We start from the raw sequence: 15950 nt of genomic DNA, 5'->3' as shown, positions 1-15950 counted from the left end.
GATGGTTCACTCGCTGACGCTCGCTCACGCGGTACCCTATCCACTCGTGCTGGTGCTGCTGCCCCCTTCCGAAACCAAGTCCGATGGCGGAACCGATGTGCCGCTGGAGCTGGAGTCGCTGGCGATGCCGCAGCTCACGGCGGTGCGCGACCGGCTCATCGACGAGGTCGTCAAGCTGGCCGCCGACCCAGACGCTTCGCGCGCGGTGCTCGGCCTCGGCAAGGGGGCTGATACCGAGATCGCGCGCAATGCGACGCTGCGCACGTCAGCCACCCGGCCCGCACTCGAGCGCTACACCGGCGTGCTCTACGACGCCCTCGATGCCCGCTCCTTCACCAAGGTCCAACGCGCCAAGGCCTATGCCCGCCTCGGCATCGGCTCCGCCCTGTTCGGCGCCGTCCGCGCCGATGACCTCATCCCCGCCTACCGACTGTCCGGCGGTGCCAAACTTCCCGGCCTCTCGACGCTTTCCGCCATCTGGCGTGATGTCCTGCCCGACGCGCTGGTCGCCGAGGCCTCCGGTGAACTCGTCATCGACCTGCGCTCGGGCACCTACCAGCAGCTCGGCCGCATCCCAGACGCCATCACCGCCAATGTGCTCACCGAACATCCAGACGGCTCACGAACCGTGGTGAGCCACTTCAACAAACACCACAAGGGTTTACTCGCCCGCGCCCTCGTCCTCACCCGTGCCGACCCCACCGACATCCGCGCCGTAGCCCGCATCGCCACCAAATCCGGCCTCCGCGCCGAAATAGCCTCCCCCACCGAACTCCTCATCATCACCAGCTGAGGTACGACGGCACATGACCAGTGCACCTCTCACAGAGATCGCATCTTGCGTGCGGCGCACACTAGCCCTGTGCGAGCACTCCACTCGCTCACCTACGCTCGCCGGGCGCGCAAGGGGTGAGGTCCTGGATCGACCGTATCGATGCTGCGGCATGCCTCAACGGCATCACCTGCAACCGACGTGCGGCTGCACATGACCAGTGCACGCCGCACAGAGGTCGCAACTTGCGTGCGGCGCACACTAGCCCTGTGCGAGCACTCCACTCGCTCACCTACGCTCGCCGGGCGCGCAAGGGGTGAGGTCCTGGATCGACCGTATCGATGCTGCGGCATGGCTCAACGGCATCACCTGCAACCGAACCGCAGCTGCACATGACCAGTGCACGCCGCACAGAGGTCGCAACATATGTGCGACGCACACTAGCTCTGTGCGCGCACTCCACTCGCTTACCTACGCCCGCCGGGCGAAGGGTGAGGGTCCGCTAGCACTGGATCGCCCGCAAAGACGCTGCGGCCGCGTCAACGGCATCACCTGCAACCGAACCGCAGCTGCACATGACCAGTGCACGCCGCACAGAGGTCGCAACATATGTGCGGCGCGCACTGGCTCGGTGCGCGCACTCCACTCGCTCAGAGGGAGCGCCGGCCGCCCGCCTGCACTGCGGAACTCAAACTCGCCGCCACCGCCACCAACATCCTGCGCTACCTCATCCACCAAGCCACCGCACCAGCCACCTGATCGTGGTCGGCGGGCCGATGGCCCGCGACCACGATCACCACACCAACCAACACGACCAGCACCCACAATTCGGCAACAGGCTCCGCAACTTGTGTGCGGCATGCACTGGCTCGGTGCGAGCAATTCACTTCGGACGTCGGTGAGTTGCGGCTGGGCATTCGTGGTCGGCGGGGTGCCAGGTGCCGGATCTAGGAGTGCGGTGGGCGAAGGCGGCGGCTCGGGTCAGGCGGGTCAGCAAACGGTCGGGGGTGTCCAGGTCGGGCCAGGTCCAGCGGACGACGGCCCAGCCGAGGACACGCAGAGCGTCCTCGCGGAGCTTCTCGGCGACCACTGTGGATTCCGGTGATCCGTGCCGGAAGTTCCTGCGGTACCTGACCATTCCATCGAATTCGCCGATGACGCCCAGTGTCGGGAACAAGAAGTCGACCCGAGCGACGAATCCGCCGTCGCTGTCCAGGACGGTCGACTGCAGCTCCGGTACGGGCAGTCCGGCGGTGCGCAGAACGACTCGACTGCGCGATTCGCCGGGACTCTCGGCGCGACCGTCGAGGAAGTCGACGACTCGGCGCGCGGCCGGGCAGCCCGGCCAGCCGTTCGCCCGCACCAGCTGTTCTGCCAGTTCGGCACGGCCGGTGCGCCCGAGGCGCAGTGCGGCATCACCCACGACGACAGCTTGTTCGAAGGGCACGGTTCTGGCGAGGTCGACGATCGTGCGCCCTACTGTCGTGACCCGCAGATCGCCGATCTGCACCACCTCGTCCGACTCGATGGACGCGGCGTGCATCATGACCCGCCTACCCGTGCGCGCCCCGGTTCTTCGATTGCGGGTCAAGTGAGCCCGCGCCAACGGAATCGACCACACCGGCAGACCGTGCACGACAGCCGCAGAGACATGACTGACGACGGCAGCTGAGCTGGAGCCGGCGGCGACAGCACCGGTCAGCACCAGATGCCGTTGTGCAGTACTCATTTCGCCGATATCGACTGCGCTCACGTACTGCCCCCGACACACCCGCTGCCAAGGTCGCCTGCTCAGCTCACGTCCGGTGAATCCTGCTTCCAGCGCAGTCCGCCGAGAAATAGTTCGAGGTACGTCCACTCCCCGATGTTCTCGACCAACCCCATCCAGCCGAAAGCCCCAATCCACGGATTGTGGACAACTCGCGCCCTGTGCATAACTCCATGCCACACAGACCATCTGAGCCGCCACCTACGACCTACCAGGCTCCAGTGAGCACCATCCTGCGATGCCCCAGCCCACAATGGGCGCGAGGTCGTGACATACAGATGGCGCATATCCGGTGAGCGCCGCGCACGAGTTGCAACTTGTGCGCGGCGCTCACCGGATATGCGCCACGTCGGTGGGTGCGCATTCGGCGCGGTGCTGTCCTGCGATTTCAGCGCTGGGCGGCCGCGAGGGCGGTGCGGATCTTTTCGGCGGGGGCGGAAGTGGCGGGGTGCTCCCAGAAGGGGAGGGCTTCGGCGTAGGGGTCGCCGTAGACGGGGGTATTCACCTGCGAGCGCCAGCTCTCGTTCAGGGCGCCGGCGTCGACTATGTCGTAGCCGAGGGTGTCGAGTAGTTCGGCGACAGCCTTTTTCGCGTCGGCGTCGTCGCCTGCGATGGGGAGGGCCGAGCGGTCGGGCGAGTCGGCGACGCGGGCGAGGGCGGCCAGGTGGGGGTAGAAGATGTTGTTGAACGCTTTGACGACCTTCGAGGTCGGCAGGTGGCGTTGCAGCAGCTCACTGCTGGTGGTGGTGCCGTCCTCGAGTTCGGGGAAGGTGCCGTCGCGGTCCGGGTAGTAGTTGTTGGTGTCGATGACGACCTTGCCTGCCAGCGGCTGCACCGGGACCTGCCGGTAGTTCTTCAACGGCACCGTGACCACGACGATGTCACCGGCCGCGGCCGCCTCCGCGGCGGTGGCGGCGCGCGCCCGCGGCCCGAGCTCGGCCACCAGCTCCGCCAGCGTTTCCGGGCCACGTGAATTACTGACCACGACATCGAGTCCGGCCGCGACGGCCAACCGCGCCAGCGTGCCGCCGATATTCCCGCTACCGATCAATCCAAGCGTTGTCATGCCCCACCCAACCGAGGCGGCGTCGCGAATGTTCCCGCACCCGCCCCTAGCAGCAGATGTCGATCACAACGTTCGGCTGATCCGCCAGGAGAGTCGGCATACGAGTCAACAGAGCCGTCGCCCCGGTCCGCACCACCTCGACAGCGACAACCGCGATCGCCTCGGTCGGCGGTGGTCGGATCTGGTGGTGAAGCCGGGTGCGGAAGGCGCGCAAGACGAGTTCGCTGGACGGAGCGGCTGCGCATCAGTGCAATGCGAGATCGCCTGTGCCCCACCTCATCGCAGCCGATGATCAATGGCGTACCACCGCCGATGCGACTCACGATAGCGACGCGCCAGATCGACACCCCCGGTCCCTGCAACCAGCGCTCCCCGACCACATCGATGCGTTTGTGTCGTTCGGCCCGCGAAACTCGCCGCGTGCGGGCGAAGCGCAAGAGCGCAAACTCGAACTGAAGGTAAGCCTGAAGACACGGTGACAGTGCGGGTTCGAATCCCGCCCCGGGCACGGGCCCGGATAGCCCAAGCGGTAGAGGCAGCCGGAATCTCAGACTCTCGCTCCAGATTGAGTATTCGCCGCCGAACACCCGATCACGAGGAAGGACACAATCGCGACGAGATACGGGTTCAAATCCTGTTCTTCCAGCCACAATGGAAGATGGTCTAATCGTATGACACGTCGTATCAGATTGATCCGATCCCGCCGACCCGGTGCGCGAATTCGGGTGGCACCAAGGAACAGGTCAGAGTGTGTGCTCGTCGGCGAGCACCAGTGCACGGTCGAGAATGTCCAAACCTTCCTTGGCCTCGGCCTCGTCGATGATGCACGGCGGAACCACATGCAGTCGGTTGAAGTTGACGAACAGCAGCAGGCCCGCCGCCTTGGCCGCGGCAACCGTTTCGTTCATGGCCGCGCTGGTCCCCCCATAGGGCGCCAGCGGCGCACGAGTTCGCTTGTCCTGCACCAGTTCCAGTGCCCAGAACACACCCGCCCCGCGCACATCACCGATGCTGGGGTGGCGTTCGGCAAGTTCGCGCAGGCCGGGTCCGAGGACACGGATGCCGATATCGGCGGCGTTCTCCACGATGCGCTCGTCCCGCATCGCGTTGATGGTCGCGACCGCCGCGGCCGTAGCCAACGGATGGCCTGAATAGGTCAGCCCGCCAGGGTACGGACGATCATCGAAGGTCGCCGCGATGGCGGGACTGATCGCGACACCGCCGAGCGGCACATAACCGGAGTTCACCCCTTTGGCGAAGGTCAGCAGGTCGGGGACGACGTCCTCGAAATGCTCTATGGCGAACCACTTTCCGGTGCGCCCGAACCCCGACATCACCTCATCGGCGATGAAGACGATGCCGTATTTGTCGCACAGCGCCCGGACACCCACCATATACCCGGGCGGCGGAACCATGATTCCCGCTGTGCCGGGGATGGATTCGAGCACTATGGCGGCAATCGTGTCCGGTCCCTCGAACACAATTGTCTGTTCGAGATGCGCCAAAGCCCTTTCGGCTTCCTCGGTTTCGGTGCTCGCATGGAATTGCGAGCGATACAGGAACGGACCGAAGAAATGGACGACGCCGCTGTTGCCGTGGTCGTTGGGCCAGCGCCGCGGGTCGCCGGTGAGATTGATCGCGGTCTCGGTGCCGCCGTGGTAGGACCGGTAGCGCGAAAGCACCTTGTAGCGGCCGGTATGCAGACGCGCCAGCCGGACCGCGTGTTCTACAGCATCGGCGCCGCCATTGGTGAAGAAGATCTTGTCGAGTTCGCCCGGGGTTCGCTCGGCGATCAGCCGGGCGGCCTCGGAGCGAGCATCGTTGACGTGCTGCGGTGCGACGGTGCACAGCTTTGCGGCCTGTTCCTGCACCGCGGCAACGACTTTCGGATGCTGGTGACCGATATTGGTGTTCACCATCTGCGACGAGAAATCGAGCAGCCGATTACCGTCGGCGTCCCATAGGTAGCAGCCCTGGGCGGCCGTAATGGTCATCGGCGTCCGGTGCGCCTGCGCGGACCACGAGTGGAATACATGGCGGCGGTCGAGCTCGTAGGCGCGGTCGGCGGCCTGCCGGGCGAGTTCGGGTGCCGATCCATTCGGGAGGGTCATCGAATTCTCCTGCGTAGCTACTTGTTCTGCGGGAATCCGAGCTCGAGACCGCCGTGGCTCGGATCGAGCCAACGCGTCGTGACGGCCTTACCGCGGGTGAAGAAATGCACGCCCTCGATGCCGTGTGCATGGGAATCGCCGAACAGCGAATTCTTCCAGCCGCCGAAGCTGTAGTAGGCCATCGGAACCGGGATCGGCACATTGATGCCGACCATGCCGACCTCCACCTCATTGTGGAAGCGCCGGGCCGCACCACCGTCATTTGTGAAGATGGCGGTCCCGTTGCCATAGGGATTGTCGTTGACCAGTGCCAGCGCCTCGTCGTAGCCGTCGACGCGCACGACCGACAGGACCGGGCCGAAGATTTCGTCGGTATAGACGCTCATCTCGGTGCCCACATGATCGAGAATCGTCGGGCCGAGCCAGAATCCATCCGCTTCACCATCGGCTTCGACGCCGCGGCCGTCGAGAACGACACTGGCACCGGCGGATTCGCCCGCATCGATATAAGCGGCGACGCGATCGCGATGCTCGCGGGTCACCAGCGGACCCATATCGGTATCGCGGGTGCCGTCACCGGTCTTGATGGTCTTCGCGCGCTCGGCGATCTTGGCGACCAGTTCGTCGCCGACCGCACCGACCGCCAGCACCACACTGATCGCCATGCAGCGCTCTCCGGCGGAACCGAATCCGGCATTCACCGCGGCATCGGCGGCCAGATCCAGATCGGCATCGGGCAGCACCACCATGTGGTTCTTCGCGCCGCCGAGCGCCTGCACGCGCTTACCGGCGGCGGTGCCGCGCTGGTAGACGTACTTCGCGACGGGTGTGGAGCCGACGAACGAGACGGCCTTGATATGCGGGTTGTCGAGCAGTTCGTCGACCGCGACCTTATCGCCCTGCAGCACATTGAAAACCCCGGCGGGCAAACCGGCTTCGTGCCACAGCTCGGCCAGCCACAGCGATGATGACGGATCCTTCTCGCTCGGCTTGAGCACCACGGTATTCCCGGCGGCGATCGCGATCGGGAAGAACCACATCGGCACCATCGCCGGAAAGTTGAACGGTGATATCACCGCGACCGGGCCCAGCGGCTGGCGGATCGAGAAGATGTCCACCTTCGTCGAGGCGTTCTCGGTGAAGCCACCCTTGATCAAATGCGGTACACCACAGGCGAATTCGACCACTTCGAGACCGCGGTTCACTTCGCCGAGCGCATCGGAGTGCACCTTGCCGTGTTCGGCGGTGATCAGCTTGGCGAGTTCTTCCTTACGCTCGTTGAGCAGTTCGCGGAACCGGAACAGGATCTGTGTGCGTCGCGCCAGCGAGGTGTCGCGCCATTCCGGGAACGTCGCCGTCGCCGATGCGATCACCGCCCTGGCATCCTCGACACCGGCCAGCGCTACCTGCCCGGTCACCACCCCGGTCGCCGGATTCGTCACCGGCGCGGTCGCCGAGCTCGTGCCCGCGAAGGGTTTGCCGTCGAGCCAGTGCGCGATTGTCTGCATATCTCCTCGATTCGATCCCGAACTCCGGATGGTGTCGTGGTTTCGACTCTGCACCATCGATGCCCGATTTCGGCCCGACGTTCTGTATGCGATTTCGGATTTCCTATTACGATTTGTAGGATGCTGCTTTCTGTCGCCGATGTGCTGGCAATGCCGGTTGTGCGGGCGGGCGAGCCAGCGGTCGTCGGTGCGGCGGCGCTGGATCGGCCGGTGCGGTGGGTGCACGTCAGCGATCTGCCGGAGGTCGCCGAATTGCTGGTCGGCGGCGAGCTGATGCTGACTACGGGCTTGGCATTGACCGGCAGCGACGAGTCGACGGTCACGTATCTGAATTCGCTGGCCGCCGCGGGGGTCGCCGGACTGGTCATCGAGCTCGGCGAGGCCGTGCCGCGATTATCGCCGATCGTCGCCGAGACCGCCGACGCCCTCGGACTCCCGGTCATCGCGCTGCATCGCGTCACCCGCTTCGTGGAGATCACCGAGGCGGTGCACCGGGTGATCGTGGCCGACCAGTACGCCGAACTCGAATTCGCGCGTACCGTGCACGAGACGTTCACCGAGCTCAGCGTGCGCCGCGCCGCGCTGGCCGAAATCGTCGAGACGGCCGCGGACATGCTCGATTCCTCGGTCGTACTGGAAGATCTGGCACACCGGGTGCTGGCGCTGACCGCCCGGCACACCAGCACCTCGGCGATTCTGGAGAACTGGGAGACCACCTCGCGACTGCTGCCCGAGGGCTGGGATGTGGTGCAGGTCGGCCCGCATACCCAGCGCTGGGGTCGGTTGATCCTGCGTTCGAGCGGCCTGGCGACGCCGCGCGCCCGCATGGTGCTCGAGCGTGCCGCACAGACGCTGACGCTGCATCGGATGATCGATAAGGATCGCTTCGGCCTGCATCGCCAAGCGCAGACCGGACTCATCGACGATATGGTCAACGGTCGCGTCCTCGACGAACGCGATGCGCAGGCCAGGGCGGCCGCATTGGGCCTGTTGACCCGCCGCGCGCACTACGTTCCGCTCGCGATCGACGTTGCCGCCCTTGCCGAATCCGATCAGGTCGCCAGGCAGCGCCGCAGCGCGGGCGTGCTCGACGCGGTCACCCACGGTCTCGGACTGTCGAAGGCCACCGCATTGACCGCGGCCGAGCACGGCGACCGCGTCGGCATGGTGCTCGCGATCCCGCGCAGCGCCGATCTCGATGACACGCTCCGCACCGTGTGCTCGGCGATCATCGCCGAGGTGCGGCGGGTGGAGGGGGTGCGGCGTGTGGTCATAGGCGTTGGCGCGCAAGCGGATTCACTGCTCGACACCGCACGCGAATTGGCGCAGGCGGCGCACATCGCCGAAATCGCGTTATCGCTGGACGCGGCATCCGATCGGCCGCGACCGTTCTATCGCAGCGGCGATATCCGGTTGCGCGGACTGCTCTCGCTGATCCGCGATGAACCCGGCGTGCAGAGCTTCGCCGAAACGGAGCTGAGTGCGTTGCTGCGCTACGACATTCGGCATGCGGCCGATCTGACCCGCACGTTGCGACAGTTTCTCGACGTCGCGGGCAATAAGACCGAACTCGCCAAGCGGCTCAATATCAGCAGACCGACCCTCTACGACCGGCTCGCCCGCATCGAGCGGATTCTCGACGTCGACCTCGAGGACGGGGAATCCCGGACCTCACTGCATACCGCACTGCTCATTCGCGATCTGACCGCCGACTCGAACTCCAGGACCGACAGGTGATTTCGACCGGATCGGGAATGTTCTGGAGTCGGCAATCGTTTCCTCGACGCATGACAGCTGTGCTCTCCGAGGAATTGAAGAAGTACCTGGACGAGTCGAAGGTCTTCGCGACCGCGGCGACGATCGGACCGAACGGGCAACCCCATTTGACCGTCATCTGGCTCGAGCGTGATGGCGACGATCTGCTGTTCTCCACGACGGTGGATCGGCAGCAGGGCAAGAATCTCGCCCGTGATCCGCGGATCACGGTGATGATCAATCCGCCGGATAATCCGTACGCGTACGCGGAGATTCGCGGCACCGCCACGATCACCCCCGATCCCGACAAGACGCTGCCGGACAAGCTGTCGCACCACTACACCGGGCTGCCGTACGTCGAATTCAACCCCGCCTCCGTCAATGACGGACCCCGGGTAATCGTGCGGGTGACCCCGCGCAAGGTCGCCGGTCGACTGTGAGCTCACGGCCGGGCGGGGCTCAACTCTGCCCGGCCTCTTCCCTTGCGTGCTGCGCTTGACCGACCTCGGCCGCGGTGTAGCGCAATGTCAGTGCCACCAGCCCCACCAGCAGTGCGCCGAAGGCGGTGACGAAAAGCACCAGCGTGTAACCACTTCCGAGCGCATCCAGCTCCGCGGGCGTCATACCGGCTGGCTTACCCGTTCGCCCGCCGAGCGACACCGTGCGGGATGCGGCGACCGGCGCGAGCAGACCGATCGCGACGGGTGTGCCGAGGTTCATGAACATCTGGCCGACCGCGGTCAGCGGGCCGATATTCTTCGGCGCGACACCAACCAATACGCACAGCGGGACGATCACCACGGCCATACCGATGCCGAATCCGATCATGATGAACAGCCCCACCAGGGTCGGCCAGTACGGTACGCCCCGTTCGAGCGTCGAGCCGAACAGCAGTCCGACGACGAGAATCGCCGCGGCACCGCTCAACAGCCAGCGCGGCGCGACCGTCATCGCCAGTTGCGAAGCCGTGGCGGTGCCCATACCAGCGCCGATGGTGAACGGGATGAATGCGACCCCGGCGACCAGCGGGCTGTAGCCGACGACATTCTGCACGAACAATCCCGCGAAATAGGTTGTCGCGGCCAGCACTCCGCTGGCCAGGAAGATAGCGCCGAAGGTGGCGACCCGATCGCGCTTATCGAATAGCGACCAGGGCAGCAGCGGGTTGTCCACCCAGCGTTCAGCTAGCACGAAGACGACCAACAACACCAGACCGGCGGCAATCGAACCGATGATGACCGGACTGTCCCAGCCGAATTCGGGCGCTTCGGTCGCGCCGAACACCAGGGACGCGACGGCGAGGGTGCCGAGTACGGCCCCGCGCACGTCCAGGGGTAGTCGGTGGGGAGTGGTGTCGCGCAGCCGCAGCACCGCGCCCGTGAGGATCAACGCACCGATCGGCACATTGATCAGGAAGATCCAGCGCCAGCTCACCTCGGTGAGCGCGCCGCCGATCACCAGTCCGCCGACCGAGCCGACGGCCATCATGGAGCCGAAGATCGCGATCGCCTGATTGCGCACCCGGCCGGGCGCGAAAGTGGTCGCGACCAGGGCGAGTGCGGTCGGAGCGGCGAGCGCGGCGCCGGTGCCCTGGATCGCGCGGGCCGCGATCAGCATGCCCTCGTTCTGCGCGAGTCCGCACAGCAGCGAGGCCAGTGTGAACAGTGCGACGCCGACGATGAACATGCGTTTGCGGCCGAAGGAGTCGCCGATCCGGCCGCCGAGCAGCATCAGACCCGCGAACGGCAGACCGTAGGCGGTGACCATCCAGGCGCTACCGGAGCTCGATAGACCCAGTTCGTCCTGTAGTCGGGGCAGGGCGAGAATCACCACCGTGCCGTCGAGGACGACCATCAATTGCAGCCCGCTCAGCACCAGGATCGCCAGGCCGAAGGCCCGCCGCGTCACCGGATACGGCGTCGTGGCGGGATTGTCTGGCACAGTCAGCCACTGTAGTCAGAGCGACGGATGACAGGTAGCGGCCCCGTCCGTGGCACCACCGGCATGGAGCCGGTCCGCTGCGATTCTTCTTGCGCGTGCTGTGCCTCGGCCAGTTGTCTGGGCGTATAGCGCAATGTCAGCGCGATGAAGCCCGCCAGCACCGCGACCAGCGAGCAGACCGCGAGCACCAGCGTGTATCCGCTGCCGAGCGCGAAGATCTCGGCCTCGTTCATATCGGCCGCCTTACCGGTGCGCCCGCCCATCGACATGGTGCGCGATGCCGCGATGGGAGTGAGCAGACCGATGAATACCGGCGTCGCGAGATTCATGAACATCTGCCCCACCGCGGACAGCGGACCGATATCGGACGCAGGCACCCCGACGAGCACGCACAGCGGCGCGAGCACCATTGCCACGCCGACACCGAAGCCGATCACTATCAACAGCGGCAGCAGGGTGGTCAGGTAATTCACGCCGCCGTCGAGCTGCGAGCCGACCAGCAGTCCGGCGGCCAGGACGAATGCCGCGCCACACACCAACCAGCGCGGTGCGACGAACAGCGCCGCCTTGGAGGCCACCGCGCCGCCGATGCCGATACCGATCGTGAACGGGATCGAAGCGATACCCGCGATCAGCGGTCCGTAGCCGAGCACATTCTGCAGGAACTGCGCGACGAAGAACGTCATCGCACCGAGAACGCCGCCGGCCAGGAAGATCAGCATGAAGGTGGTGACCCGATCGCGGCTGTCGAACAGCGACCACGGCAGCAGCGGATCATCGACGGTGCGTTCGACGACCACGAAGACGATCAGCAGCACCGCACCCGCCACCAGCGCGCCGATAACCGCCGGACTCCCCCAGCCCAACTCGGGCCCCTCCGTCGCACCGAACACGATCGACGCGCAGGCCACGGTGCCGAGTACCGCGCCGCGTATATCCAGTGGCGATCGGTGGTGTTCGGTATCCGCGAGCTGGGACAGCGCACCGAGAATGATCAATACACCGATGGGCACATTGATCAGGAAGATCCACCGCCAGGACAGCTGAGTCAGCGCACCACCGACCACCAGACCGCCGACCGAGCCGATACCGACCATCGAGCCGACGATCGCAATGGCCTGGTTACGCGCCTTTCCCGGCGCGAAAGTGGTTGCCACCAGGGCGAATGCAGTCGGCGCCGCAATCGCCGCGCCCGCGCCCTGCACGGCTCGGGCCGCGATCAACATGGCCTGGCCCTGCGCCAACCCGCACAGCAGCGAGGCGATGGTGAACATGCCGACGCCCAGGACCAGCATGCGTTTGCGACCGAACGCATCCCCGAGTCGCCCGCCGAGCAGCATCAGTCCCGCGAAGGTCAGACCGTAGGAGGTCACCGTCCACGCGCCGCCCGCGCTGGACATGCCCATCTCCTCCTGCAGTCGGGGCAGCGCGAAGATGACCACGGTGCCGTCGAGCACAACCATCAGCTGCAGCCCGCTCAGCACGAGAATGGCGAGCCCGAAGGCCCGCTGCGTCACCGGGTACTGCGTCTTCGCAGGGGGGTTATCGAGCACGGTGAGCCACTGTAATTGATCCGGAACCCGGGTCTCCGCTCCCGCGGGTGCGATTCATCTAGTCATAGCGAAAGTCACTGGGCGGTTGTGAGACCTTCCAGTTGCGGGAGTCCAGCGGTTGTGCGGCATTACCCGGCGGAGGACTCGACTCGCGGTGCGGCGGATTCGGTGGAGAAGCCCGCTGTGGGGCCGATCACAACGATCGCGGGCGGGCGGATGGCTTCTTCGCGAACGCGAGCGGCGACAGTGCCGAGGTCCGCGCGCAGCACGCGTTGGGTGCGCAGGGTGCCCTCCTGGATCACCGTGGTCGGGGTGTCAGCCGGTCGGCCGCCCTCGATGAGAGCGGTGGCGAATTGTTCGATGCGCTCGACCGCCATCATGAGCACGATGGTGCCGCGCAGGCGGGCCAGCGCGGGCCAGTCGACGAGGGAATCCGGATGGTCGGGTGCGACGTGGCCGCTGACCACCACGAATTCATGGGTGACGCCGCGATGGGTCACCGGAATGCCCGCGGCGGCGGGGACGGAGATGGGGCTGGTGATGCCGGGGACCACGGTCACCGGAATGCCTTCCTCGACGCAAGCCTCGAGCTCCTCGTACCCGCGCCCGAACACATACGGGTCGCCGCCCTTGAGCCGCACCACGAACTTGCCCGCCTTGGCGCCTTCGATCAGCGCGGAATTGATCGCCTCCTGTGCCATCGCCCGCCCGTATGGAATCTTGGCCGCGTCGATCACCTCGACGTCCGGGCCGAGTTCGGCGAGCAGCTCCGGCGGTGCGAGCCGGTCGGCGACAACGAGATTCGCGCGGGCCAGCAGGCGGCGGCCGCGCACCGTGATCAGATCCGGATCGCCGGGACCGCCGCCGACCAGCGCGACACCCGGGGTGATCGGCGTCGAATCATCGGTCACCACACCTGATTGCAGCGCCTCGAGCAGCGCATTGCGCACGGCGGCGGACCGCCGGTGCTGACCACCGGCGAGCACGCCGAGGGTGAGGCCGTCGTGCCGAGCCGTCGCCGGAGTTACCGCGGTGCCCAGCCGCGCGACGTCGGCGCGCACACAGAAGATCCGTCGCCGCGTGGCCTCCTCGACAACCGCCGCATTGGTCTCGGGTTCGTCGGTGCACGCGATCGCATACCAGGCGCCGTCCAGATCGCCCTCGGCATAGGCGCGCAATGTCAGCGTGAGTTGCCCCGACGTAGCCATTCCCTCCACAGCCGGGGTGACTTCGCGACTGATGACGTGCACGTCCGCCCCGGAGGCGATCAATAGGCCGAGCCTGCGCTGCGCCACCGTCCCGCCGCCGACTACGACAACGCGCCGCCCATCGAGATCGAGCCCGACCAGGTAGTTCGGATCACTCGCGGGACGGTCGGCCGGGTTGATTTCCGGCTGGTCATCGATAGGTACTGACGTGTTCGGCACAATGTTCGAGCCTACGTCCTGCGTGCGCGTGCCCGGCAATCACCCACCGCGGACTGCCTCCCTATACTTCTGCGCATGAATCGCTGGGGTCGGGCGGCGGTATCGGCAGCGCTGATCGGGTGGCTCGCGACGGGCGGTGCCGCACAGGCGGATCCGGGGTGCGGGTTGGAGCGATGACACAGGCACAGCAACTGCTCGAGGTCGCATACCAGGAGGCACTGCGCGGCCGGGCCGAAGGCGGGATTCCGATCGGCGCGGCCCTGTTCGCGGCCGATGGCACCCTGCTCGGACGTGGGCACAACCGGCGGGTGCAGTCCGGCGATCCCAGCATGCATGCCGAAACCGATGCCTTCCGCAATGCCGGTCGCCGCCGCGACTACGGCTCGACCATCATGGTGACCACCCTGTCACCGTGCTGGTACTGCAGCGGGCTGGTGCGCCAGTTCGGGATCGGCGCGGTGATCATCGGGGAAGCACAGACCTTCTACGGCGGGCATGACTGGCTGGCCGAGCACGGCGTCGCGGTGACCGTGCTCGAGGACCAGCGCTGCGTCGACCTGATGACCGAATTCATCGTCGAGCAACCGTTGCTCTGGCACGAGGACATCGGGGTAGCTGAGGATTGATGTCGGACAAACGATTTCAGCGGAAGTACGGATAGTCCTGCACCCAGTGGAACCCACGGCCGCGCAGCGGGAAGCTGTTCAGATCGACCTGCTGCACGATAATGGTCACCGGCCGACCGTTCAGCTGCCCGTTGAGCTTCAGACGGTCGGGCGCGGGCTGTTCGAAGGTGAAGTCGGCGATCTGGGCGGGTTGCGCGTCCGGCTGCTCCGGCGGGGTGGACACCGAGATCCTGTGGGCGGCGGTATCGACGGAGGGGACGGCGGGCACCAGGGTGCCGTCCATCTTCTGGTAGGTCATACCGGCTACGTCGAAAACGACTCGCTGCCAACGTGTCTCGTCGGTGGTCAGCGGAGGGACCGGCACACCGTCCTCGGTGAATTCCGATACCGTCCAGATCCCGTACAGCGGCGGCTTCGGACTGCCACCGCCGCCTTCGTTCCAGTACTTCAGGCCGGTGTGCACGAAACCCGCTGCCATCCACAGGCCCAGTGCGGCTTGCAGCGCGATCGCGATCCGGCGAGTTCGGTTGCCGCGGAACGGGTCCGGTTGCGTGGCGGGTTCGGATGGCCGGTTCAGCACCAGCACGTTCGCCAACCGCCGCGCCTGCGGTGCGAGCAGCACCATGCTCAGCAGCATGAGGTGGAAGGCCAGGATCTTGACCGGGACATCGAAGGTCATATTGAGCACGAAAACCTGCGCCAAGCTCACCAGGCTCAGCATTGCGCCGAGCGTCGCGGTCCTCGGCAGGAAGAGCAGCAGTCCGCCCAGCACTTCGGCACAGCCGAGCAGGATCTCGTAGGTGGGTGAACTCCCGACCTGGTTCCACAACACCGAGGCGGGGCTGAACTCACCGTAGGGTTGCAACAGTTTCGCCAGCGCCGGCTGCGGCATCTGCGTCGGAATCGCCTTGGCGAAGCCATAGAGCAGCATCTGCCCGCCCAGGCACATCCGGATGAAGAGCAGGAACCAGGCCTGAAGCTGCCCATAGTTCGGCCTGCGCCGGTCCAGCGCGGTCCAGATAAGGGTCGCCACCGCGGCGGCGATCAGCACACAGAAAACGAATGTCCAGATGAAGTATTGATCGCCGCTGCCCGAATCCTCGCGCAGCACGACATCGGTATCGAAGAACAGTCGTCCGGTCGGCTCGATGATCGGGCGCAAGGCGCGAAATTCCCAGAGCACCGCGCTGTCGGACAGCGATCCGGCGAGCAGCCCGGCGAAGGCGAACGGAATCTGGGTGAACAGCAGGCAGAACAGTCCGAAATAGCCGAAGGAGAACCGGAAAGCGATCCTGGTCAACGGATTCCACCGGATCGGCTCGGACGGTATGACGCTGTCTTCCCGATCGAGAACCTCCGCACCGACCGCGCTCACGACTGCGCCTCGCCGGCGCTCGGCTCCGTCGTGCGCGAAGGCGCCCTG

12 protein-coding genes and 1 tRNA gene are annotated in these 15950 nt (G+C 66.0%); 5 read left to right on the top strand and 8 right to left on the bottom strand.

Annotated features, from left to right (window positions below; all coding sequences use genetic code 11):
* Positions 1-46 precede the first annotated feature (46 nt).
* Entirely contained in the window at positions 47-793 is a 747-nt protein-coding gene (yaaA, locus tag ACQPYR_RS11795) for a peroxide stress protein YaaA (RefSeq protein ID WP_433631070.1), read from the top strand.
* Positions 794-1655: 862 nt separating this feature from the next.
* Here the strand turns inward: yaaA and ACQPYR_RS11790 are convergent.
* Both ACQPYR_RS11790 and ACQPYR_RS11785 read right to left on the bottom strand, forming a co-directional pair.
* Positions 1656-2501 (bottom strand): hypothetical protein, encoded by an 846-nt coding sequence (locus tag ACQPYR_RS11790; protein ID WP_433631067.1) that lies wholly within the window; start codon positions 2499-2501, stop codon positions 1656-1658.
* Positions 2502-2928: 427 nt separating this feature from the next.
* Positions 2929-3606 (bottom strand): NADPH-dependent F420 reductase, encoded by a 678-nt coding sequence (locus ACQPYR_RS11785; protein ID WP_433631065.1) that lies wholly within the window; start codon positions 3604-3606, stop codon positions 2929-2931.
* A gap of 514 nt (positions 3607-4120) precedes the next feature.
* Between ACQPYR_RS11785 and ACQPYR_RS11780 the strand changes: the two genes are divergently transcribed.
* Positions 4121-4255 (top strand) — tRNA-OTHER (locus ACQPYR_RS11780).
* Positions 4256-4349: 94 nt separating this feature from the next.
* Here the strand turns inward: ACQPYR_RS11780 and ACQPYR_RS11775 are convergent.
* Together ACQPYR_RS11775 and ACQPYR_RS11770 are read right to left on the bottom strand one after the other, a co-directional pair.
* Positions 4350-5717 (bottom strand): aspartate aminotransferase family protein, encoded by a 1368-nt coding sequence (locus ACQPYR_RS11775; RefSeq protein ID WP_433631063.1) that lies wholly within the window; start codon positions 5715-5717, stop codon positions 4350-4352.
* 17 nt (positions 5718-5734) lie between these two features.
* The gene (locus ACQPYR_RS11770) at positions 5735-7225 is read right to left on the bottom strand and encodes a CoA-acylating methylmalonate-semialdehyde dehydrogenase (protein WP_433631060.1); all 1491 of its coding nucleotides are present in this window, start codon (positions 7223-7225) and stop codon (positions 5735-5737) included.
* A gap of 120 nt (positions 7226-7345) precedes the next feature.
* Here ACQPYR_RS11770 and ACQPYR_RS11765 point away from each other — a divergent pair, with 120 nt between their 5' ends.
* Both ACQPYR_RS11765 and ACQPYR_RS11760 read left to right on the top strand, forming a co-directional pair.
* Positions 7346-8962 carry a PucR family transcriptional regulator gene (locus ACQPYR_RS11765; protein ID WP_433631057.1) on the top strand — a complete coding sequence of 539 codons (1617 nt, stop codon included), beginning with the start codon at positions 7346-7348 and terminating at the stop codon, positions 8960-8962.
* A 50-nt stretch (positions 8963-9012) separates the two neighbouring features.
* Positions 9013-9420, top strand: a complete 408-nt coding sequence (locus tag ACQPYR_RS11760; RefSeq protein ID WP_387288957.1) for a PPOX class F420-dependent oxidoreductase — start codon at positions 9013-9015, stop codon at positions 9418-9420.
* A 19-nt stretch (positions 9421-9439) separates the two neighbouring features.
* Here ACQPYR_RS11760 and ACQPYR_RS11755 read toward each other — a convergent pair whose 3' ends face one another.
* The 3 genes from ACQPYR_RS11755 to cobA form a co-directional block, all read right to left on the bottom strand.
* Positions 9440-10921: an MFS transporter gene (locus ACQPYR_RS11755; RefSeq protein WP_433631055.1), complete on the bottom strand. Its 1482-nt coding sequence runs from the start codon at positions 10919-10921 to the stop codon at positions 9440-9442.
* A gap of 2 nt (positions 10922-10923) precedes the next feature.
* Complete coding sequence (locus ACQPYR_RS11750) at positions 10924-12474, bottom strand: MFS transporter (protein WP_433631052.1); 1551 nt, start codon at positions 12472-12474, stop codon at positions 10924-10926.
* Between the two features lie 128 nt (positions 12475-12602).
* Positions 12603-13862, bottom strand: coding sequence for a uroporphyrinogen-III C-methyltransferase (cobA, locus tag ACQPYR_RS11745; RefSeq protein ID WP_433635107.1), 1260 nt, complete (start codon positions 13860-13862; stop codon positions 12603-12605).
* A gap of 212 nt (positions 13863-14074) precedes the next feature.
* Between cobA and ACQPYR_RS11740 the strand changes: the two genes are divergently transcribed.
* Positions 14075-14527: a nucleoside deaminase gene (locus ACQPYR_RS11740; RefSeq protein WP_433631050.1), complete on the top strand. Its 453-nt coding sequence runs from the start codon at positions 14075-14077 to the stop codon at positions 14525-14527.
* Between the two features lie 16 nt (positions 14528-14543).
* On the opposite strand, the gene ACQPYR_RS11735 is transcribed toward ACQPYR_RS11740, so the two are convergent.
* Positions 14544-15857, bottom strand: a complete 1314-nt coding sequence (locus tag ACQPYR_RS11735) for a DoxX family protein (RefSeq protein WP_433635106.1) — start codon at positions 15855-15857, stop codon at positions 14544-14546.
* Between the last annotated feature and the right edge of the window lie 93 nt (positions 15858-15950).

Source organism: Nocardia sp. CA-120079 (assembly GCF_050955745.1).
GTDB lineage: Bacteria > Actinomycetota > Actinomycetes > Mycobacteriales > Mycobacteriaceae > Nocardia.
The sequence above is the reverse complement of the archived record's forward strand: the minus strand, read 5'-3'. Positions and strand labels throughout refer to the sequence as shown.